27 protein-coding genes are annotated in these 25,355 nt (G+C 39.9%); 7 read left to right on the forward strand and 20 right to left on the reverse strand.

Annotation, left to right across the window (positions count from 1 at the left end):
- Positions 1-55: 55 nt before the first annotated feature.
- The 14 genes from pth to EMIN_RS06630 form a co-directional block, all read right to left on the reverse strand.
- Entirely contained in the window at positions 56-619 is a 564-nt protein-coding gene (pth, locus tag EMIN_RS06565; RefSeq protein WP_012415455.1) for an aminoacyl-tRNA hydrolase, read from the reverse strand.
- A gap of 3 nt (positions 620-622) precedes the next feature.
- Positions 623-1,282 (reverse strand): 50S ribosomal protein L25, encoded by a 660-nt coding sequence (locus EMIN_RS06570; RefSeq protein WP_012415456.1) that lies wholly within the window; start codon positions 1,280-1,282, stop codon positions 623-625.
- 32 nt (positions 1,283-1,314) lie between these two features.
- Positions 1,315-2,265 (reverse strand): ribose-phosphate diphosphokinase, encoded by a 951-nt coding sequence (locus EMIN_RS06575; protein ID WP_012415457.1) that lies wholly within the window; start codon positions 2,263-2,265, stop codon positions 1,315-1,317.
- Positions 2,262-3,716, reverse strand: a complete 1,455-nt coding sequence (gene glmU / locus EMIN_RS06580) for a bifunctional UDP-N-acetylglucosamine diphosphorylase/glucosamine-1-phosphate N-acetyltransferase GlmU (protein WP_012415458.1) — start codon at positions 3,714-3,716, stop codon at positions 2,262-2,264. The genes EMIN_RS06575 and glmU overlap by 4 nt, the downstream gene beginning before the upstream one ends.
- A gap of 83 nt (positions 3,717-3,799) precedes the next feature.
- On the reverse strand, positions 3,800-5,029 hold the full coding sequence (gene mtaB, locus EMIN_RS06585; protein WP_012415459.1) for a tRNA (N(6)-L-threonylcarbamoyladenosine(37)-C(2))-methylthiotransferase MtaB: 1,230 nt from the start codon (positions 5,027-5,029) through the stop codon (positions 3,800-3,802).
- Between the two features lie 16 nt (positions 5,030-5,045).
- Positions 5,046-5,738: an RsmE family RNA methyltransferase gene (locus tag EMIN_RS08430; RefSeq protein ID WP_012415460.1), complete on the reverse strand. Its 693-nt coding sequence runs from the start codon at positions 5,736-5,738 to the stop codon at positions 5,046-5,048.
- Positions 5,723-6,208 (reverse strand): GDYXXLXY domain-containing protein, encoded by a 486-nt coding sequence (locus EMIN_RS06595; RefSeq protein WP_012415461.1) that lies wholly within the window; start codon positions 6,206-6,208, stop codon positions 5,723-5,725. Before EMIN_RS06595 ends, EMIN_RS08430 begins: the two co-directional genes overlap by 16 nt.
- On the reverse strand, positions 6,198-7,256 hold the full coding sequence (locus EMIN_RS06600; protein WP_012415462.1) for a DUF4401 domain-containing protein: 1,059 nt from the start codon (positions 7,254-7,256) through the stop codon (positions 6,198-6,200). The genes EMIN_RS06595 and EMIN_RS06600 overlap by 11 nt, the downstream gene beginning before the upstream one ends.
- A complete protein-coding gene (locus EMIN_RS08435) occupies positions 7,246-8,184 on the reverse strand; it encodes a DUF2157 domain-containing protein (RefSeq protein ID WP_012415463.1) in 939 nt (312 codons plus the stop codon). The genes EMIN_RS06600 and EMIN_RS08435 overlap by 11 nt, the downstream gene beginning before the upstream one ends.
- Positions 8,184-9,299, reverse strand: a complete 1,116-nt coding sequence (gene dnaJ / locus EMIN_RS06610; RefSeq protein ID WP_012415464.1) for a molecular chaperone DnaJ — start codon at positions 9,297-9,299, stop codon at positions 8,184-8,186. The genes EMIN_RS08435 and dnaJ overlap by 1 nt, the downstream gene beginning before the upstream one ends.
- Before the next feature lie 176 nt (positions 9,300-9,475).
- Positions 9,476-9,952, reverse strand: a complete 477-nt coding sequence (locus tag EMIN_RS09530) for a type IV pilin protein (RefSeq protein ID WP_012415465.1) — start codon at positions 9,950-9,952, stop codon at positions 9,476-9,478.
- Positions 9,942-11,063, reverse strand: a complete 1,122-nt coding sequence (locus EMIN_RS06620; RefSeq protein ID WP_012415466.1) for a DegT/DnrJ/EryC1/StrS family aminotransferase — start codon at positions 11,061-11,063, stop codon at positions 9,942-9,944. Before EMIN_RS06620 ends, EMIN_RS09530 begins: the two co-directional genes overlap by 11 nt.
- 5 nt (positions 11,064-11,068) lie before the next feature.
- A complete protein-coding gene (locus EMIN_RS06625) occupies positions 11,069-11,701 on the reverse strand; it encodes an MgtC/SapB family protein (RefSeq protein ID WP_012415467.1) in 633 nt (210 codons plus the stop codon).
- Positions 11,694-12,746: a DUF1646 family protein gene (locus tag EMIN_RS06630; protein WP_012415468.1), complete on the reverse strand. Its 1,053-nt coding sequence runs from the start codon at positions 12,744-12,746 to the stop codon at positions 11,694-11,696. The genes EMIN_RS06625 and EMIN_RS06630 overlap by 8 nt, the downstream gene beginning before the upstream one ends.
- Positions 12,747-12,832: 86 nt before the next feature.
- Between EMIN_RS06630 and EMIN_RS06635 the strand changes: the two genes are divergently transcribed.
- A complete protein-coding gene (locus EMIN_RS06635) occupies positions 12,833-14,140 on the forward strand; it encodes a cation:proton antiporter domain-containing protein (protein WP_012415469.1) in 1,308 nt (435 codons plus the stop codon).
- A 54-nt stretch (positions 14,141-14,194) separates the two neighbouring features.
- Here EMIN_RS06635 and rdgB read toward each other — a convergent pair whose 3' ends face one another.
- On the reverse strand, positions 14,195-14,788 hold the full coding sequence (gene rdgB, locus EMIN_RS06640) for an RdgB/HAM1 family non-canonical purine NTP pyrophosphatase (RefSeq protein WP_012415470.1): 594 nt from the start codon (positions 14,786-14,788) through the stop codon (positions 14,195-14,197).
- A gap of 108 nt (positions 14,789-14,896) precedes the next feature.
- Between rdgB and EMIN_RS06645 the strand changes: the two genes are divergently transcribed.
- From EMIN_RS06645 to EMIN_RS06655, 3 genes are read left to right on the forward strand one after another with little or no spacing between them, the layout of a single operon-like run.
- Entirely contained in the window at positions 14,897-15,949 is a 1,053-nt protein-coding gene (locus EMIN_RS06645; RefSeq protein WP_187146159.1) for a glycosyltransferase family 4 protein, read from the forward strand.
- Complete coding sequence (locus EMIN_RS06650) at positions 15,937-16,944, forward strand: glycosyltransferase family 2 protein (RefSeq protein ID WP_012415472.1); 1,008 nt, start codon at positions 15,937-15,939, stop codon at positions 16,942-16,944. Before EMIN_RS06645 ends, EMIN_RS06650 begins: the two co-directional genes overlap by 13 nt.
- Before the next feature lie 33 nt (positions 16,945-16,977).
- Complete coding sequence (locus EMIN_RS06655; RefSeq protein ID WP_012415473.1) at positions 16,978-17,661, forward strand: mechanosensitive ion channel family protein; 684 nt, start codon at positions 16,978-16,980, stop codon at positions 17,659-17,661.
- A 202-nt stretch (positions 17,662-17,863) separates the two neighbouring features.
- On the opposite strand, the gene EMIN_RS08445 is transcribed toward EMIN_RS06655, so the two are convergent.
- Entirely contained in the window at positions 17,864-19,417 is a 1,554-nt protein-coding gene (locus EMIN_RS08445; RefSeq protein WP_012415474.1) for a serine/threonine-protein kinase, read from the reverse strand.
- A 109-nt stretch (positions 19,418-19,526) separates the two neighbouring features.
- Between EMIN_RS08445 and EMIN_RS06665 the strand changes: the two genes are divergently transcribed.
- From EMIN_RS06665 to EMIN_RS06675, 3 genes are all read left to right on the forward strand, one after another.
- Positions 19,527-20,756 (forward strand): FtsX-like permease family protein, encoded by a 1,230-nt coding sequence (locus EMIN_RS06665; RefSeq protein ID WP_012415475.1) that lies wholly within the window; start codon positions 19,527-19,529, stop codon positions 20,754-20,756.
- A gap of 1 nt (position 20,757) precedes the next feature.
- Positions 20,758-21,423, forward strand: coding sequence for an ABC transporter ATP-binding protein (locus EMIN_RS06670; RefSeq protein ID WP_012415476.1), 666 nt, complete (start codon positions 20,758-20,760; stop codon positions 21,421-21,423).
- Between the two features lie 184 nt (positions 21,424-21,607).
- Complete coding sequence (locus EMIN_RS06675; RefSeq protein WP_012415477.1) at positions 21,608-22,363, forward strand: hypothetical protein; 756 nt, start codon at positions 21,608-21,610, stop codon at positions 22,361-22,363.
- A gap of 292 nt (positions 22,364-22,655) precedes the next feature.
- On the opposite strand, the gene EMIN_RS06680 is transcribed toward EMIN_RS06675, so the two are convergent.
- From EMIN_RS06680 to EMIN_RS06695, 4 genes are read right to left on the reverse strand one after another with little or no spacing between them, the layout of a single operon-like run.
- Positions 22,656-23,540: an alpha/beta hydrolase gene (locus tag EMIN_RS06680; protein WP_012415478.1), complete on the reverse strand. Its 885-nt coding sequence runs from the start codon at positions 23,538-23,540 to the stop codon at positions 22,656-22,658.
- 17 nt (positions 23,541-23,557) lie between these two features.
- A complete protein-coding gene (locus EMIN_RS06685) occupies positions 23,558-24,181 on the reverse strand; it encodes an SAF domain-containing protein (protein ID WP_012415479.1) in 624 nt (207 codons plus the stop codon).
- Between the two features lies 1 nt (position 24,182).
- Positions 24,183-24,830: an SAF domain-containing protein gene (locus EMIN_RS06690; protein WP_012415480.1), complete on the reverse strand. Its 648-nt coding sequence runs from the start codon at positions 24,828-24,830 to the stop codon at positions 24,183-24,185.
- A complete protein-coding gene (locus tag EMIN_RS06695; protein ID WP_012415481.1) occupies positions 24,830-25,351 on the reverse strand; it encodes a hypothetical protein in 522 nt (173 codons plus the stop codon). Before EMIN_RS06695 ends, EMIN_RS06690 begins: the two co-directional genes overlap by 1 nt.
- Positions 25,352-25,355 lie beyond the last annotated feature (4 nt).

Below are 25,355 nucleotides of genomic sequence, written 5' to 3' on the forward strand. Positions count from 1 at the left end.
CTTACGCAGAGGTGGTATACTCCCATAAAAAAACGCTTTTAAAAAAAGCGTTTTTTTATTTGTTAAATTTGTTCATTGCTCGCTCAAGTCCGTCTTTAACGCAGCTCTCTGCCGCCTCAACCGCGGCTTCTATACTCTCATTTAAAAGTTTTTCGTCCGATTTCGAAAATTTAGATAAAACATAATCGGCCGAGTCAAACCGCTCTGGCTTTGGGCCCACGCCAAAACGCAGCCTGGGGATATCCTGCGTACCAAAAAGTTCAATGATATTTTTCATGCCGTTTTGACCGCCGGCGGAACCGTCTTTCCTTATTCTGACAGCGCCTAAATTAATACTTATATCATCAAAACAAACTAAAATTTCCTGCGGTTTGATTTTATAAAATCCGGCAAGATGGGTTACCATCCTGCCGGATAAATTCATAAACGTCAAAGGTTTTGCTAAAAAAACATCCTGACCGCCGATAGTGGTTTTAACATATTCACCCAGATTTTTATAAGCGTTGAAATTTACGCCCAGCTTTACAGCCAGGTTATCAACAATCATAAAACCCGCATTATGCCTTGTTACGGCATATTGGGGGCCCGGATTACCAAGCCCCACTATCAACTTAATCATTAATTATTTTTTATCCTTTGCTAAAGCGCCGTCTTCATCTTTTTTACCTTTTGTTGAAGAACTTTCAGGCTGAACCGCTGTGTCAGCAGGCGCGGCGACTGTTTCTTCTTCTCTAGGTACCATTAAGTGAACAATAGCTCTTTCCGGATCACCCAAGACTTCAATATCTTTAGAAAGCGAAAGATCCGAAATGTGGATAGCTTTGTGAATTGTCAAAGCGGAGATGTCTACAGCGATTTCGTGCGGTATTGCCGTAGGCAGCGCTCTTATCGCGACTTCTCTTAAAACTTGGTTGATTAAAGCGCCGTAAATCTTAACGTCGGCAGATTCGCCGGTAAGTTTAAGAGGAACGACAACGTCAATCTTTTCTTTAAGTGAAATTCTTTGAAAGTCGACATGGTTGGGAGTATCTTTAACAACATGATACTGAACTTCTTTAATAATTGCGGTTTCCTTCCCTGCAGGGGTGGAAAGCGTAACTACTGAGTTCGAACCGGCTTTGAGAATTGCCTTAAGATCTTTTTCCGTAATAGAAACGCTTATAGGTTCTTTTTGTCCGCCATATATTACGGCAGGCACTTTTTTTTCTGCTCTGATTGCGCTAAGGACGCCCTTTACTCCGGCCTTTTCCCTTAATTCAACATTAACTTTAATTTCTTCCATTTTTTACTTCCTCACTTGTCTTTTATTAAAATTTATTTAAACATATCGCTTATTGACATGCCGTCATGATTACGTCTGATAGCCTCAGCCAGCAAATAGGAAATTGAAAGCACCTCAACCTTGGGGCCAAGGTTCCTGTTCGCGGGTAAAGAATCGGTAATAATCAGTTTTTCAATGGGTGAATTGTTTATTTTATCCACGCCGTTTCTTGATAAAATGCCGTGTGAGCAGGCCGCGTAAACATGGGCGGCGCCGTTTTCTTTAAGTTTGTTTGAAACCACGGCAAGAGTACCCGCCGTATCAGCTATATCATCAAAAATTATGCAAGTTTTATCTTTAACGTCGCCAATAATGTTATACACTACGGCCTCGTTGGCTTTTGGGCGTCTTTTATCAATAATAACAAGTCCCGCGTCCATACGCGCGGCAAACTTTCTTGCCCTTTCAACGCCGCCGACATCGGGCGACACTACTACTAAAGACTCACTCTTTTTAAAATCTTTAAAATAATCAACAAAAACGTGCCTTGCTCTTAAATGGTCAACAGGAATATCAAAGAAACCCTGTATCTGCCCGGCGTGAAGATCCACCGTCATAAGGCGGTCCGCACCGGCTTCGGTAATTAAATTGCTTACAAGTTTAGCCGTTATCGGAACACGGGGAGCGGCCTTTCTGTCCGCCCTGGCGTAACCGTAATAAGGAATTACAGCCGTAATTTTGCCCGCGCTGGCTCTTTTAAAAGCGTCAATCATAATAAGCAGTTCCATAAGGTTTTCATTAACAGGGGTGCAGGTGCTTTGCACAATGTAGCAGTCATGCCCGCGCACGCTTTCCAATACCTGTGCATCAACTTCGCCGTCGGCAAATCTTTCAACGTGGGCTTTGCCCATTTCAATATTCAAATGTCTGCAAATATCAACAGTCAATTGTCTATTGGAATTTCCTGAAAAAACCTTTAAGTCACCGTTTACTGTTTTAATCATTTTTTGATTTTTCCTCTGTTTTTTAATACAACCTGGCGGGCCCTTGCTATAGCCAGAGCGCCTTCCTCAATATCGTCAGTTATTGTCGATCCCGCACCTGTTTTAGAGTTTTTACCAAGTTTAACCGGCGCAACTAAGTTTGTATTAGAGCCTAAGAAAACATTATCTCCGATAATGGTTTTATGCTTGTTAACGCCGTCATAGTTACAGGTTATCGTACCGGCGCCCACGTTAACTTTTTGCCCCATTTCGGTATCGCCGATATAGCTTAAATGGTTAACTTTTGAGCCTTCACCTATAACCGCATTTTTTGTTTCTGAGAAATTACCTACTTTCGCTTTTTCTTTCAACACGCTGTTCTTTCGCAAATGAGCGTAAGGCCCTACTTCCGCCTTAGGCCCCACAACTGCGCTTTCTATATAAGAACCCGCTTTTATCTTCGCGCCCGGTTCAATAACGGAGTCCGTTATAAAACAATTAGGTTCAATGATAACTCCGGCGGATATTTTGGTTTTTCCGTAAATAAAATTGTTAGGGTAAATAACAGCGTCCGCTTCTATTGCAACAGCGTTGTCTATATCAACGCTTTCAGGCCTGTAAATAGTTACTCCGCTTTCTAAAAGAGCGGCTACTTTCCTGGCTCTCATAATATTTTCAGCCTCGGCCAGCTGGCTTTTGCTGTTAACGCCCAAAGCCTGGGTATTATCTTCGGTATTAAACGCGGTAACTTTTAAATTTTTTTGTTTAATAAAGGCTATACAATCGGTAAGATAGTATTCTTTTTTAGGGCCCTGCGGCGTCATTTTTTTAAGAGCGTCGCCCAAAGCTTTTATATCAAAGGCATAAATGCCCGAATTAATTTCGTCAATTAATTTTTGGTCCTCGTCGGCGCTTGTTTCTTCAACAATAGCTTCAAAATTGCCTTTGCCGTCCCTTATAATACGTCCATAGCCGAAAGGATCTTCCAAATTTACGCTGAGTACGCTGCAAGATGACTTGGTTTTAATAAAATTTTTATACATATCCCCAAGAGTTTCATGCTTAATTAAAGGGGCGTCGCCCGAAAGTATTATTACGTGTTTATATTTTTTAAGGAAATTAAAAGAATCTTTTACCGCCGTACCCGAGCCGTTTAAAATACGCTGAAGGGTAAAAACAACTTTGGAGTTTATTCCCCAATAGGGCAGTTGCTCTTTAACCATATTTTGCATAAGCGCGGCTTCATGACCTGTTAAAACACCTATAGCGGCGGGCCCTAATTTCTGCGCGGTTTGCATAATGTGCGCCAGCATGGGTTTATTTGCCACTTGGTGTAAAGGTTTTGGCAAAGAAGAATGCATTCTTGTGCCCTTGCCGCCGGCAAGGACCAAAACGCAAAGGTTTTTGTTGGTTTTTACAGAGTGTGAGGGTACTGCTTTTTTATTTGTTTTTCTTGAGGTTCCGGCTACCATTGTTTTACCTACTCTTGCCTAGAATTAAATTTCAGATATATCTATTATATCATAATTGGAATGCTTGGTGGCGCATATTTAAATTACAGCATTTCCCCTATACAAACACCGTCTTTAAAAGATATTATTTTTACTTTAACCAAACTGCCCGCTTTGGCCTTGCCTTTAAAATCAACACGGACAAAATTGCCCGCCACGCCTGTATTAAACTCCCCCTTTTTACGTTCGACAAGAGTTTCAAGCGTTTGCCCTTTTTGTAAAGCGGCAAATTCACAGCGGAGAGTAAAGTCAAGCTCTCTTAATTTATCGGAACGTTTTTTTATTTCAACAGGGTTTAACTGCGGCAAATTTGCCGCCTTTGTGCCGGGCCTTACTGAATAACTGAAAACATGCAAACCGTTAAGCGCGACTTCTTTTATAAAATTATAGGATTTTTCAAATTCTTCTTCCGTTTCAACCGGGTAACCGGCTATAATATCGGCGTATATACCGATACCGGGAAACATTGCCTTTATTTCACCGATACGTTTTGCGTAATCTTTAGTTAAATATCTGCGGTTCATATCTTTTAAAACAAGGTCCGATCCGCTTTGCAAAGGAATATGGAAATAGTTGCAAAATTTGCTTCCCCCTTCTTTAGCGGCGGCAAGCAGGCTGTCCGTAACAGTGTTTAATTCTATTGACGAAAATCTTATTCGGTATTCCCCTTCAATTTTAAAAATTTCTTTTAAAAGCACAGCCAGGTCCGCGCCTGTCTGCGGGCAAAGATAATTACCTATATTAATACCCGTTAAAACAATTTCTTTAAACCCCTTGGAAATTAACTCTTTTATTTCATTAACAGTTGAGGGAATAGGTTTGGAAAGTTTTTTGTTGCGGGCAAAAGGTATTATGCAGTAAGAGCAAAAATTATCACACCCGTCTTGTATTTTTATAAAAGCGCGGCTGCGGCCCTCATTGCCGCTTACTGCCCAAAAATCGTCGTCCGTATCAAAAAGAGTTTTGGCGATATTATGCTTGTTAATTATTTCAGCCGAGGGTAAATTTTGTTTTATTTTTCCCTCATGGGCAGCGGCGTAACAGCCTGTTAAAATAAGCCTGGCCATGGGATTTCGGTTTGTTATACGGCGGGCAAGCTTTTCAACGTCGCTGTCCGCTTTGGCGGTAACGGTGCAGGTGTTAAGAAGGCAAATATCCGCAGTTTCAAAAGCGTCCGTAAAACTGCAGCCTTGTTTTAAAAACTCTTCCCTCAGCGCTTGCGATTCCACCTGGTTAACACGGCAGCCGAAGGTTTTTATAAAAACTTTTTTCACTTGAATTTCCTTAAAATTACTGTAAAGCTATTGCCGCGGCGGCGATGGCGGCGGTTTCGGCCCTCATTATATTAACACCCAAAGTGACCAAAACGGCGCCTTGTAAAACAGCCTCTTCAACTTCGCGCGGGCTAAAACCGCCCGCCGGGCCTATAAATATTTTTATAGCCTTTTCTTCCCCTTTAACAGCGGATGAGAGGGAAACGGAATTTTCCTTTTCATACGCTATTATTGTTTTACCGGGTATTTTTAGAGCTTGCTCAAATTTTTGGGGGGCTAATAAGCGCGGGACAAAAGCGGTTTCACACTGTTTAACGGCGGCAATAATAATTTGCTCCCACCTTTCTTTTTTATTTTCCCACTTTTTTAAAATGTCATGCTCGGTACGCTCGGTAATAACAGGTAAAAAAGAACTTACGCCAAGCTGTGTACATTTATCTAAAATCTCTTCCGTTTTGCTTTTATCAACAGGGGCAAAACAAAGCGTTAAATTATAAGGCAAAGGCCTTAGCGCTATTTCGGAAATCACAGAGCCTACCACGATATCTTTGGCGACTTCTTTTATAACGGCGTTAAACTTTTTGCCGCGGCCGTCAAATATTTTAATATTGTCCCCTTCGGCCGCGCGCATTACGCAAAACAGGTGTTTGGCTTCATCACCGGTAATTAAAAAGCGCTCACCGGTTATTTCCGCTATGTACTGTGGCATGCTGGGCAAATCTCCTTCAAATCTTTATCGGCTAAACCTTTAAGCAAAACTTTGTGTCCGCTGTGTTTAAGTATGGCGTATCTGGCGGTTTCATATAATTGGGCGTATCCTTCCTGGAAAAAAAATGACGTAGGCGCCACATGGTATCCACCCCTGTCATAATGTACGCTTATACAAACCCCACCGGACTTTTCACACTCATCATGTTCTAAATCCATAAGATACTCGGCCACCTTTTTATCATTTAAAATAAGGCACACGTGGTCATACTGTTCAAAAAGCAAATCCCGGTTGGATATTTTATAATTTAACTGCATATAATCACCCTGCAAAAGAGAACGCGGATCAACGGGAGCAAGCTCCAGATAGAAAGTTTGTCCGCGGGCAAGCATTATTTCTTTTTTAAACACATTATAAGCCAATACGGACAAAATAATAAGAGTTAAAAGGAAAAATATTTTAGCGCGCATAACCATACCTCTTTAAAAGCTCCCTTAAAGCGAGCAAAACAAGCCCGCTTACAAGAAGTAAAACAGACTTAGCAAGCAGCGTAATATGCAGGCTGTAGTATAAGTAAGCTATACCGCCGCAAAGAATTATATAAGAAAGTATTTTTATTTTTAAATCACTAAAATAAAAGCCTAAAACTAAAAGAGCCAAAGCGTAAATAACAGGCAAATTAAAAGGTAAAGAAAAAATTAATAAAACGGGAAGAATTAAAGCCGTTTTTTTATTAAGATTGCCTTTTAAATAAGCGTCCAGCGCGAACATGACTGACAAAAACAGAATCAAAATAATCTTATATACGTTTAACATTACCGCACTGTAAGACATATAGGCCGAATATGCTTTATAAACAATAAATATATTACAAACCGCAGGTATAGCCATAGATAAAACCATGGCCCAGGCTATAGGGTAATAGTCCTTTTTTCTTAGGAAAAAGCAAAAAAAGCCTATGATAAAAGATAAAAGCATAACAAAATTAGAGCTAAACCAAATTCCGCCGAAAGCAAACATTTTTAAATAAACAAAAATCATAAATGTAAATACTGATATAAACCTGTCGGCCGCGCTGTCAAAAAACTTATAAGGAACCGCCGCTAGAAAAAAACATGTTATCATGCCTACGTCAACTATTATATAAGAACGGTGCCTTTCAAAATGAGTCAGAATTCCGAACAAAATGCATCCCTTGCCAAAAAGTATGGCGGCAAGCAAAAGCTGGTCCACAAAAAAACGGGGCCCCGGGCTAAGGTTTTTAACAGTGAGTTTAGCGGCTACAGCGCAAACCATTACTATAAGACCTAAAGCCGCAAAAGCAAAACCCTGGCTTCTTGAAAAAACTAAAACGGTTGTAAGCGCTAAAAAGAAAAATATTGCGGAAACAAAAGCCCCTATACCAAGTATTATCTTTATAATTAAGGATAAATTTTGCTTATCTGAAGATAATACAAGCTTAGCGGCCTCTTTATTTTCAGGTTTTATTTTTTCTAAAACAGTATCTTTATTTATCATCAGCTACCGCCTTGCCTTTTATGTGTTTAGTTAAATAAACCAAAGCGTAACCTAAACCGGCTGACAAAAGCAGCCCCGTTATGGCCCAGGCTAAATAATAGTCCCTTAAAAAATATTTTTGTAAATTAATAAAGATAACAAAACCCGCGCCTAAAAAGGATATGCCTATAAAATAAATGTCTTGTCTTTTAAAATAATGATACAAGCTGTTAACAGTAAGCCATGATATAAGGATTAAAGAATAATAGGAAGTTAAAGGTTTAAACGAGCAGGAAAAAATTAAAAAACCGGTAAGAAATGTATTTACCACATAATAGAAATATGCTTCTTGTTTAAAATGCTTAAACGGAATTTCGGACAAAGCAAGAAATGAAAAATTAACTGTAAAAACCGCAAAAACCAAGCTTTTATAAGAAAAAATTGCATACCGCAGCATATCAAATGGGAATAAAAACAAAGTTGTGTTTATAATAACAGCAAACAACAGCCATATTGACGTTTTGTTAGCCGTTAAAGCCAGCGGAAAAATCAAAGCCGCCCAAGTTGCAAATAACTGCCAGGCGTCTGCGCCCGTTTGGTATATCTGCCCGAACAAAGCGCAAAAAGCGCCTATTAAAAAACAAACCGCGAAAGCAAACGCCTGCCCCGAAGCCTTGTTAAAACCTTTAATCACAACTCCTGCCGCGGACAATAGTATTAATAAAGCGCAAGCGCCAAATTTAACAAACTTTGGTATGGCAAACCAATTATAAGCGAAAAGAAAAATCACTCCCGCTAAGAATAAAACCGCGCTTAAAAACAGCAAACCCCGGCCCAGCAAGGTTTTCCAATCCGTCGGGCATGCCTGTTCAAGCAAAGCCGTATAATCCTTATAACTTATAAGGCTTTTATCATAAAGAGCGCCTAATTTTTCTTTTATATCTTTCATTATTTATTAAAAACCTTTTCTAAAAAACTTTTTTTGCTTTCGGAATCTTCTTTCTCAAATTCCTCCAAAAGCTCTTTTTGTTTTTTGGAAAGTTTTTTAGGAACTTCTATTATTGCTATAACTTTTAAATCGCCAAAACCTCTTTTAGCGATTTTTGGCATACCCTGGTCTTTAATTGTATATATAGTACCATACTGGGTGCCTTTTTCTATGGTTAAACCCAACTCTTCCTTTAATATATTCGGGACTTTAATTTTGCCACCCATAGCCGCCGTGGCGAAACTTACGGGCATTTCAAGAATAAGGTCGTCCTCGTTTCTCTCAAATATTTTATGTTTTTTGACAGTTACCTCAATATACAAATCACCGTAACCGCCGCCTTTACTTCCGATGTCCCCCCCGTCGCTCACACGCAAAGTCATGCCGCTTCTTATACCCGCGGGTATTTTTACCGTAATAGTTTTTTTAACTTTTTCTTTACCTGAACCGGAACATTTTTTGCAAGGATGCTCGGTAATAGAGCCTTGGCCTCCGCAATCGGGGCAGGTTTGTCTCATGCTAAAAAAGCCTTGGTTAAACTGCACAACGCCGCTTCCTCCGCAGGTAGAGCAGGTTTTAAGTTTAGAGCCTTTTTCCGCGCCGCTGCCTTGACACTCGGAACAATTGTCCATATGGCTGTAGTTAAGAGGGAAATCCAAACCCGAAAATGCTTCTTCCAGAGTGATATTAACATCCATCTTCAAATCACTGCCGCGTTGGGGGGAATTTCTTCTTGCCTTACCGCCGCCGAAACTGCCGCCGAACATATCTCCGAAAACAGAACTGAAAATATCATTAATATCGGTAAAACCGCCGCCCTGGAAACCGCCGCCGAAGCCTCCGTTATTTAATCCATCATGGCCGTAATTATCATATACCTGTTTTTTCTGCGGGTCTGAAAGAATGGAAAAAGCCTCGTTAACTTCTTTAAACCTTTCTTCCGCTTCTTTATTGCCCGGGTTACGGTCAGGATGATATTTCATTGCCATACGTCTGTAAGATGATTTTATTTCAACAGATGTCGCGTTTCTTGTTACTTCTAAAATTTTGTAATAGTCTTCCTTCTGCTTAGCCATATACTCCTCTTAAAATAAACTTCCGCCCGTGTGCGGGCGTAGTATAAAAAATTTTAGGTGTTTATAATTGCCGTGCCAAGAACAAGAAAGTTCTGTTTGCGGCTGGGTCTGCTGTATAAAACAACTGCAAAAAATTCCGCGCGTTACCGTTAATTACGGTAACGCCGCGGCTAAAACTACGGCAAATTGTAAATTTTTGTTTGCCCTGTCACAAGCATGCCGCCCAAAGAAACGCAAACTCTTTGCCCTTTAGACACATTTGACGCGCTCGTAACGTTACACCTTTTTGTTTGGTTCTGGAAGTTAAGAACAAGCTGAATATGTTCCAAATCCACGGTTTTAACTTCCGATGTTGTTAACTCCAAAGCAAATTTATTGAAGTCAAGCTTGTTATTATCCGTACCGCTGATTGTGGCTGACGGGAATTGAACGTCTAACAATTTAAAGTTTTTTGTAAACGCGCCGCTGGGGCTTTCAGCCGAGTATCTTAACTGCGCCGCATACACCATTTGCATCGCATCATAAGCCTTTTTGGCAAGCCCGGAATCTACGGTGTCAATATATTTAGGCAAGGCTATCGCCGCTAAAACGGCTACAATAACCATAACAATTAATATTTCTATTAAAGTAAACGCTTTTTTATTAATCTTCATAGAAACCCCTTATAACTTTGCAAACTCTTTCCACCTGCGCTTCAGTCATTTCGGGAAACATGGGTATGGAAAGAACTTTTTGCGCGGCCATTTCCGAATTAGGAAAATCTTCCGCCTTTATTTTTAGATTTTTATAAACAGGCTGTTTGTAGAGAGGCACGGGATAGTAAACCGCACAGCCTATATTATGCCTTTTTAAATGCTCCATAAGATCATCGCGCCTGTCCGCCGCTATGGTAAAAACATAAAAGGACTGGCTTGAACCCGCGGGCGCTTCGGGGGGCAAAACTATGGGAAGCCCTTTTAAGCCTTCCGCATAAAGATTAGCAACATATTTTCTGTCTTCCGTCCATTGTTTTAAATGGCGCATTTTAACTCTTAAAATAGCGGCTTGCACTTCGTCCATTCTTAAGGTTGAGCCTTCATAATCATATTCGTACGTTTTACCTTTTGAACGTCCGCTGTGGCGCAAACTTTTACATTTTTCGTACACTTCTTCATCATTAGTAGTTATAGCGCCGGCGTCACCGCATGCGCCTAAATTTTTGCTCGGGTAAAAACTGAAAGCGCCCGCGTCGCCTATGCTGCCTGTTTTAAGGCCGTCGCTTTCGGCGAGATGGCTTTGGGCGCAGTCCTCAACAACTTTTAAATCGTGTTCTTTAGCTATACGCATAATTTCCGCCATATTGGCAGGGTAACCGTAAAGGTGAACGGGTAAAATAGCTTTAGTATGTTTTGTGATTTTACGCTCTATTTCTTTAGGATCAATGTTATAAGTAAGCGGGTCAATATCGGCAAAAACAAATTTAGCACCCGTTAAGGAAACAGACGTTGTTGTAGCCACAAAAGTAAAAGGCGTTGTTATAACTTCGTCCCCTTTTCCTATCCCCAAAGCGCCTAACGCTATTTGGATAGCGCTTGCGCCGCTTGAACAGGAAACCGCGTATTTAACGCCCATCATTTCGGCAAATTCTTTTTCAAATGCCTCCGTTTCCGGCCCCAAAAGCCACTTCATTGAATTTAAAGCTTTAACCGCAGCTTCGTTTATTTCGTTTTTTAAGCTGTCATGCTGCATTTGCAAATTAAACAGCGGCACCATTTCTTCTGCCATATATTTTACCTCGTCAGTTCTTTTATTCCGGGCATAACAAATAAGTCTTTTGCTATCCTTTCAAATTCCGGCCCTGTAACGGCCGCTACTATTCTAACAACAAAAAGTCCGTTTTCTTTTAAAATCGTACGTGTCTTTATTTCAACATTATGTTTGGCCATTGTGCTTGATATTGTATCAACCACAGACCAGGAAGGTTCGCAAACAACGTGAATAGTTTCGTATTTTTTAATACGTTCAAGCACTCCCAAAGATTTCCTAAACACAAGCTGCACCACAAGCACAAGTCCGGCCGCTGAGGCACCTAAAATATAATTACCAAAACCTATAGCCATACCCACGGCGGCCACCAGCCATACGCAGGCGGCGGTAGTAAGCCCGGATACTTTATTTCCTTCCCTTAAAATAGCCCCGGCGCCCAGGAAACCGACACCGGTTATTATTTGCGCGGCTATACGGCCCGGGTCGCCCACACCCATCATTTTGACGGATAAAATCGTAAACAATGTTGAGCCCAAACAAATAAGACTGTTTGTGGTAAAACCGGCAGGTTTTTCATTATATTGGCGCTCAAGCCCTATAATACCGCCCAAAACAAGTGATATCAATAACCTTTCAAGAAGAACTATTTCATCCATGTGGTAACACCGCCATCATTATAATAAAATAAGCAACCATTGCAGCAACACCGTAAGGCAACCCGACTTTAGCCCATTCACTGCTTTTAATCTTAAGTTTAGAAGCGCAAATAATATTTGGGATATTCCCTGGTATTAAAAGCCCCCCCGCCAAAACAAGCCCCATTGTTAAAAATATAATTTTATGTACGGCCATTTCAGGCACAATTTCAATGGCGGCCAGCGTGGCATTATCTAATACGGCCGATATTGAGTTTGCCCAATAAATCAAATAACCCGATAACTTGAATATAGTTATTTCCGCCAGCGGTTTCAACCCTTGTCCCAAAAAAACTAAAGCCGCAACAAACAAATACACCTTTAAAGCCCTTACGGTCATGCTTTTAACCGTTTCGGAAGGCGCCGCGTCCTTTTTTAATTTCAAAGAGGGCCTTTTCTGTTTAACAAAACCCGCCAATACGGAAAAAACTATAACCCCGGGTATTACCCATACGCCTAAAATCCTGAAAAGAAAAAAGAAATCGGCGTAATGCGGAGGGCCTTTAAGTTTTGATATTGTAATTGTAGCAAGCGGCTCGCCTATCGGAGTGAGTACCGCGCCAAGCCCTATCGCGAAACATGAAAACACAATAAATTTTACTTTAGTTTCCTGCGTTAAGCCCAAAGTACGCGCTATTTCGGACAGAATTACAGCCGCTACTATAGCGGTAATAACGCTTGAAAACAAACCCAAAACCAAAGCCGTTAAAAACAAAATGGGACGCAACCCCGTTTTGCGTGAAACAGTTAAAATGACCCCTCTGAAACGTTTTTGCGTTAATTTAAAAATAATACCTAAAACAAAAACCGCCAAAGTAATAAAAACAGGGTCCTTAAAGGCGTCAACCGTAAGATGCCAGCTCCATTGGCCTGAAACGGACACCGCGGACAAACCCGCAACAAACAAAAAAAGTTCAAGGTTTTCTTCTACCTTACTTACCGTAAGCGGTAATATAAGCACCGCAAACACAATTAAAGAAAGTAATGCCGCAACCGTAATAGCCATATAAATATCATTATACCATTAATGACGGCTTATATTTTTGCCGCGGGTAGAACATATCCTTTGTTAAAAATTGATATTATTAAATTATGATAGTAAATTTAACATCGGCAATTTTTATAATAGCACTTATATTAGTTATGGGGCAGGTTTTTTCCGCCCTTTTTGACAAAACCCGCATACCGGATATTTTGCCGCTTATTCTTTTCGGCATATTTTTATGCCCCGTGTTTAATATTGTTTCTTTAGACTTATTCGGGCAAATGGGCAAAGTTTTTACCGAAATTGTGCTTATTATCGTTATGTTCCAGACAGGAACGTCCTTTAGAATATCCGATTTAAGGGACTCTTTTTTGCAAGGTTCTATCCTAACTGTTATATGTATGGCAGCGGTCGGAGCGGCGGTATATTTAGCAGCATTTTACGCGCTGCGCCTTCCGCCCATATATTCGCTTATCATGGCTTTGATTGTGGCGGACAATTCTTTAGTGGTAATAATGCCGCTTTTGTCAAAATTAAAAATAAGCGGCGAAACTAAAGCCATATTAACACTGGAAACCACGCTTCAAAGCGTACTTATAGTAGTAATAGTACTCGCATTAATAAGTATGGCTAAAGAAGAGGACGTCACAAGCCATATTATACTTACCAAAGTTCTTTACTCATTTTTAATGGCTGCGCTTATAAGCGTTATTTGCGGTGTTTTTTGGAGCGCGATACTTAATAAAGTAAGAAGGCTTGAAAACTCCATGACATTAACGCTTGCTTTTATTTTAATAGTTTACAGTGCGTGCTCGGCAGCGGGGTCGGAAGGGGCTTTCGGCGTCCTTATTTTCGGTTTTGTTATAGGAAATATAAGAGTAATACAAAAGTTATGGATGAGCAAAGTTTTAACGGAAGCCAATTCCTTTAAAGGTTATGAAAAAAACTTTTTTGCCGAAATAGAATACGCTTTAAGAACACTTTTCTTTGTATATATGGGCATGTCCATGTATTTACAAAACACGTATTTTATATTATGCGGACTTTTTATAGTTTTATTAAAGTTCGGCATAAGGGCGGTTGTTGTTAACTACACCTTAAGTAAACATATTACAAGAACGGATTGCGCCATAGCCGCGGCCCTTTGCCCCAGCGGGCTTGTGGCGGCTGTACTTGCAGCAACGGCAAGCCAGCAGCTTGGGGGAACGAACGGTATACAAGATACCGTTTACTCGGTAATATTTTTCTCTTTGATACTGACATCCTTATTTTCTTTTGTTATTGAAAAAGAATACACAAGGCCTATTACTGATTTTATTTTTTCAAGACACAATGAAGATATTAAAGAGGAACCGCCATCAGACAAACCTTCTGATGAACCTGCCCCCGAACAAAATAAACATGCCGGGGTATGAGCAAAATATCGCTTTTACAAATAAAAAAACCTTCTTTTAAGAAGGTTTTTTCATTTATTTTATTTTTTTGCTTATTTTTTCAAAAGCTTTGCGGCGATGGCTTATTTTATTTTTTTCATCAAGCGTAAGTTCGGCTAAAGTTTTACTTTTACCTTTAACTATAAAAAGAGGATCGTAGCCGAAACCGTTTTCCCCCCTGTAACCAAAGCCTATAAGTCCGCCCAGAACGCCTTCGGCAAGTTCATACTCCCCCTCAGGTGTGGCAAGACAGGCAACGGTTTTAAAACGCGCCGTTCTCTGGCCTAGGAATAAGCCGTCTAAAGAATCTAACAGTTTGCGGTTGTTTTCGTCAGGATCGCAGTATTCGCCGGCGTATCTTGCGCTTCTTACGCCCGGTTCCCCGTTAAGAGCGTCAACCTCCAGGCCGGTATCGTCGGCTAAAGCGGCTATGCCAGCCTGGCGGGCGGCTTCACGGGCTTTTAAAATAGCGTTTTCTTCTAATGTTTTTCCGGTTTCCTCAGGCATTCTCAAGTCAGGAAAGTCGCCAAGAGTTAAATACTCAATCTCTTTATTTCCTATGTTTTTGGGCAAAATACATTTGAGTTCTTTTGCTTTTTGCTCATTTCCTGTAGCCAACAGTATTTTCATTTAAAGACTCCTGTTAAATCCTTTATAGAATTCTAATATATGCTTCTATAGCGCCGCAAGGGCCAAAAGGCCTAAGAAAGACATAGGACTAAAATGTATAATAAAAGAATGCGGATTTTAATTGTAATACCAACATTGGAAATGGGCGGCGCGGAAAAAACGGCTTTATACCAAGCTGTCGGACTTAAGGAAAGAGGGCATGATGTTACTGTCTTAACTTTATATAACAGACCCGGCTTCTATACCTTGCCGCGGGATGTTAAACGAATAAACCTTAATATAGAAACAAAAAAAGATTTTTTAAGCCTGCTTAAAAATTTTTTTATATTAAGAAAAGCCATAAAAACCTCCGGAGCCGAGGTTGTTATAAGCAATATGTCGGCCCCGCCCGTAACAGCGGCATGGACGCTGGGAATAAAAACAATTTTTGCAGAGCATACTTATTTTGATACGCAGTCTTTAAGTTTTAACAAAAAACTTGCTTTAAATAAGGCGGATTATGTTGTTTTCCTATCGGAAAGCGATATCAGCGCTTTCAAAGCCGCTAATTTTAAAAGCAAACCGGTTATTATATATAACCCCGCCGTAAAACCGATTGATATGCATAATAAAAAACCCGCTTTTTTTAAACCCGCAAACAATGCCGCGGCCGCAGGCCGCTTTGATTATGTTAAAGGATTTGATATTCTTATAGATTCCTGGGCTATTGTTGTAAAAGAGTTCCCGGACTGGCACCTTTCAATAATAGGCGAAGGCCCGCAAAAAGAAATTTTGGCAAGGCAGATAAAATCACTGGGGCTTGAACAAAATATAACCCTATGCCAAAGGCTGGAAAATTTGGCAAATGTTTATAAATATGCCGATTTATTTGTATTATCTTCAAGAAGGGAGGGCTTTCCCCTCGCTTTGTGTGAAGCAATGTCTTGGGGAACGCCATGCGCGGCTTTTAACTGCCCAAACGGCCCGGATGTTATTATAAAAGACGGCATTGACGGGTTAATTATTAAAAATTTTACGGCAAAAGGCCTTGCTGAAGGAATAATCAGCCTTTTAAAAAACCCTGAAAAACGGGCCGAATTTGCCAAAAACGCCGCTAGAATAACGCAAAAATTCAGCATAGAAAAATATATTGACAAGTATGAGGCTTTATGCCAAAAGTAAGTATTATAATACCTGTTTATAACTTAGAAAATTATCTTCCACAATGCCTGCAATCGGTAGAACAGCAGACTTTGGAAGATATAGAAGCGCTTGTGGTTGATAACGCCAGCACGGACAACAGCGCTGAAATAATAAAACAATTTGCCGCTTTAAACTCCAAAATAAGAATTTTACACTGTAAAACAAAAGGCGCCGCTAACGCCAGAAACTGCGCCCTTAAAGAAGCCTCCGGTGAATACTTATTCTTTTTAGACGGAGACGATTGGCTTACCCCGCAATGTCTTGCCGCTTTATATAAAGAAGCTAAAGCAAATGACGCAGATGTTACTGTTTGCGACAACGCCCTTTATACAGAAACAACCAATTTAATGTCTTTCCCGCAGGAAAATATGTTTTTTTCAGCCCCTAAGCTTGAAACTTTAAAAGAAAAAAGCCTTCTGTTAAAAGCCCCGTTTACAGCATATTCCTGCGCGGGCAAACTTATAAGAAGAAGCTTTTTTGAGAAAAATAGCCTGTCTTTCCCTTCAGAAATGCCCCGGGGCGACGACTGGCCCGTTTCCATGAAAATCACCGTGCTTGCCAACAGAATAAAACTTGTGCCCAATGAATACTATTTTTACAGAGTTGGCAGACAAAACGCCGAAAGCGCAAATCTGAGCGCTTTTAACTCTTACATTTACGCTTCCAGGCTGAATTATAAATTTTTAAAAGAAGCGGACGCCTACGAAACTTTTGCCCCGCAGTTTGAATATTTAAGAATGTATTACATTTTGTCTTTTATGGCTTTGCATAAACTTGATAAAGAGCAAAAAGCCGCGCTTTTAACACTTCGTAAAGATATTTTATCAATACCGCTTTCGGTGTTTGAAGGGCGCGAACTTAAATTTAAACTGTCTTTTTTAGGTTTAAAAATTTGTATATTATGTAAAATCACTTTATACGCGGATATGATAAATTTTATATATGCGCGTTTAAAAGGTAAAAAAATATCATAAAATAAATAAAGAAGGTAAAGGAGATTATTTTTTATGACCAATTGGACACAACTAGTTAATTCAATAACGCCCGCGGCAAAAACGCTTGGAACAGAGTTTATTACGATATTATGGCATATAGGATTAGCAGTGCTCGCGCTTATATTGGGTTTGTATCTTTCGCGCTTTGTTAACACCTATGTTAAAAAAGTTTTAAATAAAATTGATTTTGACAATAGAACATCCAAAATAGGCATTAACGAAATGTGCGTTCGCTTCGGCTTTGGCAAAAGCCCGACGTATATTTTAGCTTTTATTTTATCTTGGGTTGTAATGATTATAGCCATTATTTACGCGGCGAAAGCTTTAAATTTAAACGAAGTGCAGGTGCTTTTGGAAAAGTTTCTCGCTTTCTTACCTAAACTTTTTGTTTCAATACTTATCCTTTTCGGAGGTTTGATATTCGGCAAGTTTTTGGGTAATATTATTGAAAACTCCTCTAAGGCCAACAACTTAAGCGGCGGTTTTATAGTGGCAAGAGGCGTCGACGCTTTTATAGTTCTTTTCTCAGCTTTACTGGCTTTGGAAAATCTGGGCATGGCCACAAGGCTGGTAAACAATGTTATTTTGGTTTTGCTTGCCTCAATGGGCCTCGCTTTTGGTATAGCGGTAGGTTTAGGCTCTAAAGATATAGTAGCTGAATTTCTTAAAAAAACTTTTGATAAAAATAAAAAATAAAACTTAGCTATAAAAAAAGCCCCTGCTTTACGGCAGGGGCTTTTTTATTAAATATTATCTGTACGGACCGTCGAATACAGGAAATTGTTTAGTATATCCGCCACGAAAACGGCAAGCGGCGATTGTAAAAAACAAAAAGTAAAATTACCGCTACGGAAAAAATAAAAAAAGGTATACAAATAAAGGTACTTATACCCTGCAATTATATATGTCTTGATCTGGGTTTTTCATCCATGGGCTGGATATTACTTAAGGCTGACCAAAATTCGTCTATAGACTGTATGCGTTGGTTGGGATCTTCTTTTAAAGCGGCTTCTAAAAGAGCGTCCAGTTCCTCAGGTATAAAAGGAACCAACTTTGAAGGCGGCACAATTTTTTTATTTGCTATGTCAAAACCGGCAACGCTCCACGGTACCTGGCCTACAAGCGCCTCATACAAGCAAACGCCTAAGGAGTAAATGTCAGACTGCTTTTTCATAAAACCTTTTTGCTGTTCCGGCGCCATATACGCGGGGGTTCCGGCAACGGTTCTTGCGCCGTTGTCCCCCTCAACAACTTTTTTAGCGACGCCAAAATCCATGACTTTGGCAGTTGCTTCGGTAATCATAATGTTACCCGGTTTCAAATCACAGTGGATAATATCCTGCGCGTGGGCGTAATGAAGCCCCCGGCAAACCGCCTCAAATATTCCTTTGGCTTCGGAAAAAGGAATAAAACCGTCAATATCAAGTCTTGTTTCAAGCGTTTGCCCGTCCACATATTCAAAAACGAGATACAAACTGTTTTCAGATTCTATAACAGTATAAATTTCAACAATATTAGGGTGCCTCAAAAGGGCTACCATTCTAGCTTCCGATAAAAATTGTTCTCTTACATAATTACTGCGCACAAGCTCAGGCTTAACGCGTTTAACTGCGCAACGGCGCTTTAGCACTTTGTCATACGCCTCATATACCTTACCCATGCCGCCTTCGCCTATTTGGCGTATAAAATGATATTGCTCTTTAATATCCACTTTACGGGCGCCGGTTTTTTTAACCGGGCCGGAATATCTTACATAAACAAAAATACAAATGGCCGATAAAACTAAAATAAAATAAATTAACCACCATCGTATGTTATTAAGTTTTTGCTTTGTGCGCGCGTCAACCTTAGGTCTTTGGGCTGTTTGTGTTTGCGCAGGAGCGGAAACCTGCTGCGTTTTAGCGGGCTCCGCTTTAACGGCAACAGGCGGGGCTGAAACTTCATTTGCCGCGGCGGTATCAATTAACTGCTTTATATATTTAGCTTTAGTTGAGTTGGAATTAATTTTTAAAGATTTCTCTATGTCAATAGAGGCTTTTTCATATTCGCCTTTTTTATAATAAGCGCCCGCTCTTATGGTATATCCCCTGGAGTCGGAGGGAAAAGCGCCCATAAATTCACTGGCTCTGTAAATGCAGTAGTCCCACTCGCCAAGCCCTTCATAAGCCTGGGCTAAAATTAAATTAAATCTTGGACTTTCTTTACCTGAAGCTATTAAAGAGTTTACCCTGGCTATTGCGTACTGATATTGTTTATTGCGTATAAGAACGGTAAGATCGGACATTTCCTGGTCTACATTTATTTTATTAACAGGCAAAACGCCCAAAGATTCTGATTGTGAAAAAGCACCCCCCACCTGCAAAGGCACATCAACCGCAGGTCTCGTTTGGGAATAAACTAAACCTGTCGTGGTAAATATCATTAATAATAAAAGATATATCCTTTTATACATAGTATATTTGATATTATAATAAATATTAGCTGTTCGGCAAGAGATTTTATCTGTTAACAACTGTGGCAAAAACGCGTAAGCGGCCTGCGTAAATAGTATAATAGTAAATATGAGATTTGAACTTTTTGTTGCAAAACGCTATCTGAATTCCAAACGCAAAGGTCTTTTTGCGTTAATAACCACAATTATAGGCATAGCCGGCGTAACGGTAGGCGTAGCCGCGCTTATTACCACTCTTGCGGTTATGACGGGCTTTCAAACCGATATTAAAGAAAAGGTTATCGGTGCGCAAAGCCATATTCTTATTTTCGGGCATATGACGGAAGCCGTTTACCAGGATAAAATTAAAAAGATTGAGCAATTACCCCTAGTTTATGCAGCGGCGCCTAATATTTTCGGACAAGGTATAATTACCCATAACGGCAGTTCTTTGGCTATAGTTCTCCGTGGGCTTGAACCGGAAATGGAAGATAAAGTAAACCGCCTTAACAGTTCTTTTGAGGAGGGTTCTTATGTTGCGCCTTTAAGAGAGGGCGAAACTTCGGCCCCGGCGCCTTTGGTTTTAGGCACGGAGCTTGCCAATTCCTTAAACCTTGAAGTAGGCGACGATGTTGTTTTAATCTCACCATCATCAATATCCACAAGCGCGGGCATGGTTCCTAAAATGAAAAAGTTTAGGATTTCAGGCACGATAAAAACCGGATATTATGAATTTGACCGCACAATGGGCTACACTACGCTTGAGCATGCGAGTGAGTTTTTAAATTTACAAAAGGGCGCCACGGGTATATCCATACGTCTTAAAAATATTGATAACGCCGAAAAAGCCGCAAAACTTATACGTCCTATTATGGGCAACGGTTTTAGTATACGCACATTCGCGCAGTTAAACGGCACCTTATACGCCGCGCTTAAATTAGAAAAAACTATGATGTTTATCATCCTTTCCTTAATTATTTTAGTGGCATCGCTTAACATAGCGTCAAATTTAATCCTTTTAGGCACGGAGAAATTAAAAGATATCGGCATTTTACGTGCCATGGGCGCCAGCCCAGCCAGCATAAGAAAAATCTTTATCTACGAAGGTCTTATGATAGGCACGGCAGGCATTGTGTGCGGCGTTATACTGGCTATGATTTTATGCTGGATTATCGCTACGTTTAATATTGTACAGTTGCCGGGGGATATTTATTACCTTACAAAAGTGCCTGTAAGAATAAGTTTAACGGACATTCTGTCTGTAGTAGCGGGCAGCTATTTACTTTGCTTTTTAGCGGCGGTTTACCCGGCTGTAAGAGCTTCTAAAGTTAACCCGACGGACGCGATAAGGTACGGATAATATGAAGATTTTAGAAATTAAAAATTTAACCAAAATATACGGACAGGGCACCGAAAACCTGAAAGTCCTTGATGATGTTTCTTTGGAAGTAAATAAAGGGGATTTTATTGTTCTTTTAGGCCCGAGCGGCAGCGGGAAAAGCACGCTTTTAAATATGATAGCAATGCTTGACACCCCTACTGAAGGCAGCATAATCTTTGAAGGTAAAGAGCTTACTAAACTAAACGAAAAACAAAAATCCGCCTTAAGATTAAAAAGAATGGGATTTGTTTTTCAGTTTGATGGGCTTTTGCCGGACTTTACCCTTCTTGAAAACGTTAATATGCCTTACATAATGGCGGGTAAAAAAACCGATACCAAAGCTAAAGAGCTTTTAAAAAACTTTGGCCTTGAGAATATGGAAAATAAGCTTCCTTCCGCGTTAAGCGGTGGTGAAAAACAGCGCGGCAGTATTGCGCGCGCGCTTCGCAACAACCCCGCCCTTATTTTGGCCGATGAACCTACCGGCAACCTCGACGCGCATAAAAAAGTTTATGTTTTTGAGGACTTTGCCAAATTAGCCAAACAGGGTATCACGGTTATAATGGTAACTCACGACTTAAACGCCGTTGATTACGCTGATATCGTTTACTCATTAGAAAACAATAAACTTGTAAAAACAAAATAACTTTATGTTTTAAAAAATAAAAAACCCCGGGTTTTAAACTCGGGGTTTTTTATTAAGAACTGTTTTCTATTATAAAAAAGTCCTACAAAAAGTCCTTATAACGTTTAGGTCTTTAGACCCTTGCCGCAGGCTTAATAAAATAAGAAAATTTATACATACAAAATAAAAGAAAAAAGAGGAAAATATGAGAAAATTAATTAAAACAACAGCATTTATATTAGCCGCTGTATTAACCGCATCCTGCGTTTTTGCGGGTAACTTTAAAGACGCGTGCGACCTGGTTGCCCAAGGCCGCGTAAAAGAATCTATAAAAATAACCGATATCGCTTACCAAGACGAAAGCGGCTTTTTCTATTTAAATAAAGATGAGAACGGCAATACTTTACTTCATTGCGCCCAGGACGGGCACACAGCCTCATGGCTTTCAACGATTATACGAACAAAAGTTGAAAAGGCTAACCCATACCAGCCTTTAGGCGACAACAATTACAGAATACAAAGAATATCTGATATCAGCAAAAGCCTTATAAGCGCGACACGCAATAAAAAAGGCCTCTCCGCCTTTGAACAGGCCGTGGTAAAAGGCAAAACAGAAGTAGCATTGGAATATGCGTTATCAGAAAACAACCCCGCGTTTGCATTAGCAAGGCTTGCCAATAAAACGTCTGTATCTAAAAACACTTTGCAAACAGTTCTGGGCAAATACAGATCTTCACTTCCGTTAGATGAAAATAAAAAATTATCCGCTTCTATAAAAAACCCGGAGTTAAAAAAAATCTTTCAAAATGAAGAACAAACAGCTTTAGATAATACTTTCTCAAAAAAGTTTGAAAGATTTGCAGGTACAGTAAAAGAAAAAATTAAAGAAAGGGTGGCGGCTCACGCCAGATGGCAAAGAGAACTTGACGAATTAGGCGTATACACAGGCCCGAAATATTAAACAAATATAAAACCCCCGCTTTAAAGCGGGGGTTTTTATTATATTTTTTTAAAAACTTTAATTTATAAAGTTCAGTTTAAATAAAAATCATTAGGCAAATAAAACACGCGTTAACGTATGGAGGCGAGTTATTTTACTCAAACCTGCATTTTTTAATTTGCGGCAGTAAAAAAACGGCGTAATACTCATCTTGGCAGCTAAAAACGGTAAAACCTGTATTTTTATAACTTGCTCATAGCAACACGACAAAAAAGCTCCGCTAAAACAGCGGAGCTTTTTTAAATAAACTTAGTTACATGTTTTTAGTAAAAAATTGCGCCATTTTATATTTATATTCCTCTCCGCCCACTTCGGCGCCCTGGTTATGTTTCGCTCCGGGAATAATCCACAAATCCTTAGGTTCTTTAGCTTTTTTATAAAGGTAAGTGGCGTTAACCGCAGGCACAAGGCTGTCGTGTCTGCCGTGAATAATAAAAACAGGCCTTCCCGCCAAACCGTCTATATTATAAGCGGGGCTGTAAATCTGCGGGTCAAAACCTAAGCGCTTTCTCATAAAATATAGCACTAAGGGCATAACAGGAAAATAAGGAATTTTTTTATTAATCCACGCCCATCTGGCAGCCACACGGTTAAAAGAGTAGTATGCGGCTTCACTTAAAACACATTTAATTTCTTTATTCTTAGCGGCTACGTAAATAGCTACCGTGGCGCCCATGCTTATGCCATATAACCCTATTGATTTACAAACGCTTGAGCGGGTTGATTTCATATAATCAATGGCGGCTTCTAAATCTTTGGTTTCCAAATATCCTATTGAGCTCACTTTGCCGCCGCTTTCGCCCATGGCCCTGAAATCAAAATATACAAGGTTAAAACCTAAATCGCGCAAATATACAGTGTTTTTTAAAATATCTCCGCGGTTTTGACCCCAACCGTGTAATAAAAAAATTGTTTTAGAACTTTCTTCATTCGGGATAAACCATCCTTTTATTTCAACCCCGTCCGCCGTTTTAAAGCGTATGTTTTCAAAAGGGACCTTAAACTGGTCCGGAAAAATTATAAGCGGTTTCCTTTTATATGAAGGTTCCAAAATTTGAATGCTTTGCTTATAAATGCTGCGCACCGTCAGCGCGCACGCCAACAACAAAATAAGTATAACAATAAGTATTATATTCATATAGTAATTTTATAATATTAGGACTGCTTTGAGGGCCGCTCACAGCATATTTCAACATGCAGCGCCTTAGAATTTTCAACAAAAAATAACTCCTGTGCGGTTTGCGGGTCAACCTCTAAAACAAAAGCCGTCTCCTCAGGAACAGATTTCATGCTTACAATTCGTATATTTTTAAAACTGTTTATAAGGGTTTCTCCTCTATATATATTAATATCGGTTTTTGTATGGTCTCTCGGCACCGCTTGGTATGGCAAAACCAAACTGTAAAGCCTATACCCGATATCAGGAGCGGTAATAACAGGTTCGGCGGTTATTATATGTTTTGTCATCTGGCTGCCTTGTACTATATCTACAAGAGCGTAACTCCCCAAGAGAAGCTGTATATCTCCGACCAAAAAAGCTCCTGGCTCATGCGCTATCATTTTTACCGGAGAAAGCAACCTCTGCGTAATAACAGTTCCTTTATTTATATCCTCAGCCGCCACAAATATATTTACGTGCTTTGTTTCATGCATGCGTTTCTTGTGGGCAAAAATGAAAAGTACGGCAAACATAATTAAAATTACAGACATTACAAGGAAAGCAAAAACTTTCGGGCTCATAGGCTGTTTAATATTTTCCGTTATATTTGTTGTGGGCATATCACTCACCCTTCTTGGCTATAATATTTTTTGTTTGGGTAACGGAAATATTGTGAAGCCCTATATCCGTTTCAGCCCGTAACAAAACCTTTACAAAAGCGTCTTTCTTTTCCGTTAAAAACAAAAGTTGGGCATCCGCAGGGTCTGTTATTAAAAGCAACGAGTAAGCGCCGTTATTTTCCAAAACATCTTTAACCTCTATATTTTGAAGAAGAGTAAAAACAACAGGCTCATTTAAATCGCCTATCTCCCTGTAGGTTCTTACAATTAAATCCACTCTCTCCCTGCTGCCGCCGTTAGATAAAACCATATCCGCCGTTTGGATATCAACCGGAAGTATATAGTAACCCCAACCTTTATTTAATTCCGACGAAGAAGGTTTTTTATCTTTAAGCTTTAAGGAATTTTTTTTAATCTGCGTCCCTTTCGGTATATTTACCAAAGCCACCGCGCCTTCTATAAGCGCAATATCTTGTTCTGAAAAGAAAGCGTCCCTTTCCGCTATAGCGGGCACGGCGGTCGCGATATCTTGCCCTGTTATAACGCTAAGCGCGGGAATGTCATGCAAAGCGACAAAAACCTTAATAGGCTCCGAGTAGGAAAATAAAGCGCTAAAAAACAAAGCTGATAATAGAAGTATTTTTTTCATTATCTTCCCCCCAAAACTCTTTCATAAGAAGAAGATGCCGCGGCGGGCGGATAAAGCTCTTTATCATTTACAATAATAATTTTATAATCCTCCGCTTTTAAGGAATTATATTTAAAACCTTTTGATTCGCTTGGTATTTTTAATGTAATAAAATTCTCATTCTTGCCTGTTTGCACATTTTTTTCCGCTTCCACAAAAAGTACTTGCAGCCCGTAAGCTACCGTAACAACCGTTTCATGCGAATCATAATGATTTTTATAAAAATATAATATATTTGCGGTGTCGCCGGGGACCACCAATTTAGCGGTAAAAGCATCCGTCTTCATTTTTACGGTTTTAGCCAAATCAATACTTTGTGGGGGGTTGCTTTGCGCGGCATCAGCATCGGACGCCGAAGGGTTGTTTTGTGCGAAAGCCGTGTTTTGCACCAGCTCACTATCCGAGGGCGAGCCGCTGCTCTCTGCCAGCAACGAAGTTGTTAACAGAAACAAACATATTATTATAAATAAACATCTTTTCATTTTT

The sequence above is a fragment of the Elusimicrobium minutum Pei191 genome (assembly GCF_000020145.1).
GTDB lineage: Bacteria > Elusimicrobiota > Elusimicrobia > Elusimicrobiales > Elusimicrobiaceae > Elusimicrobium > Elusimicrobium minutum.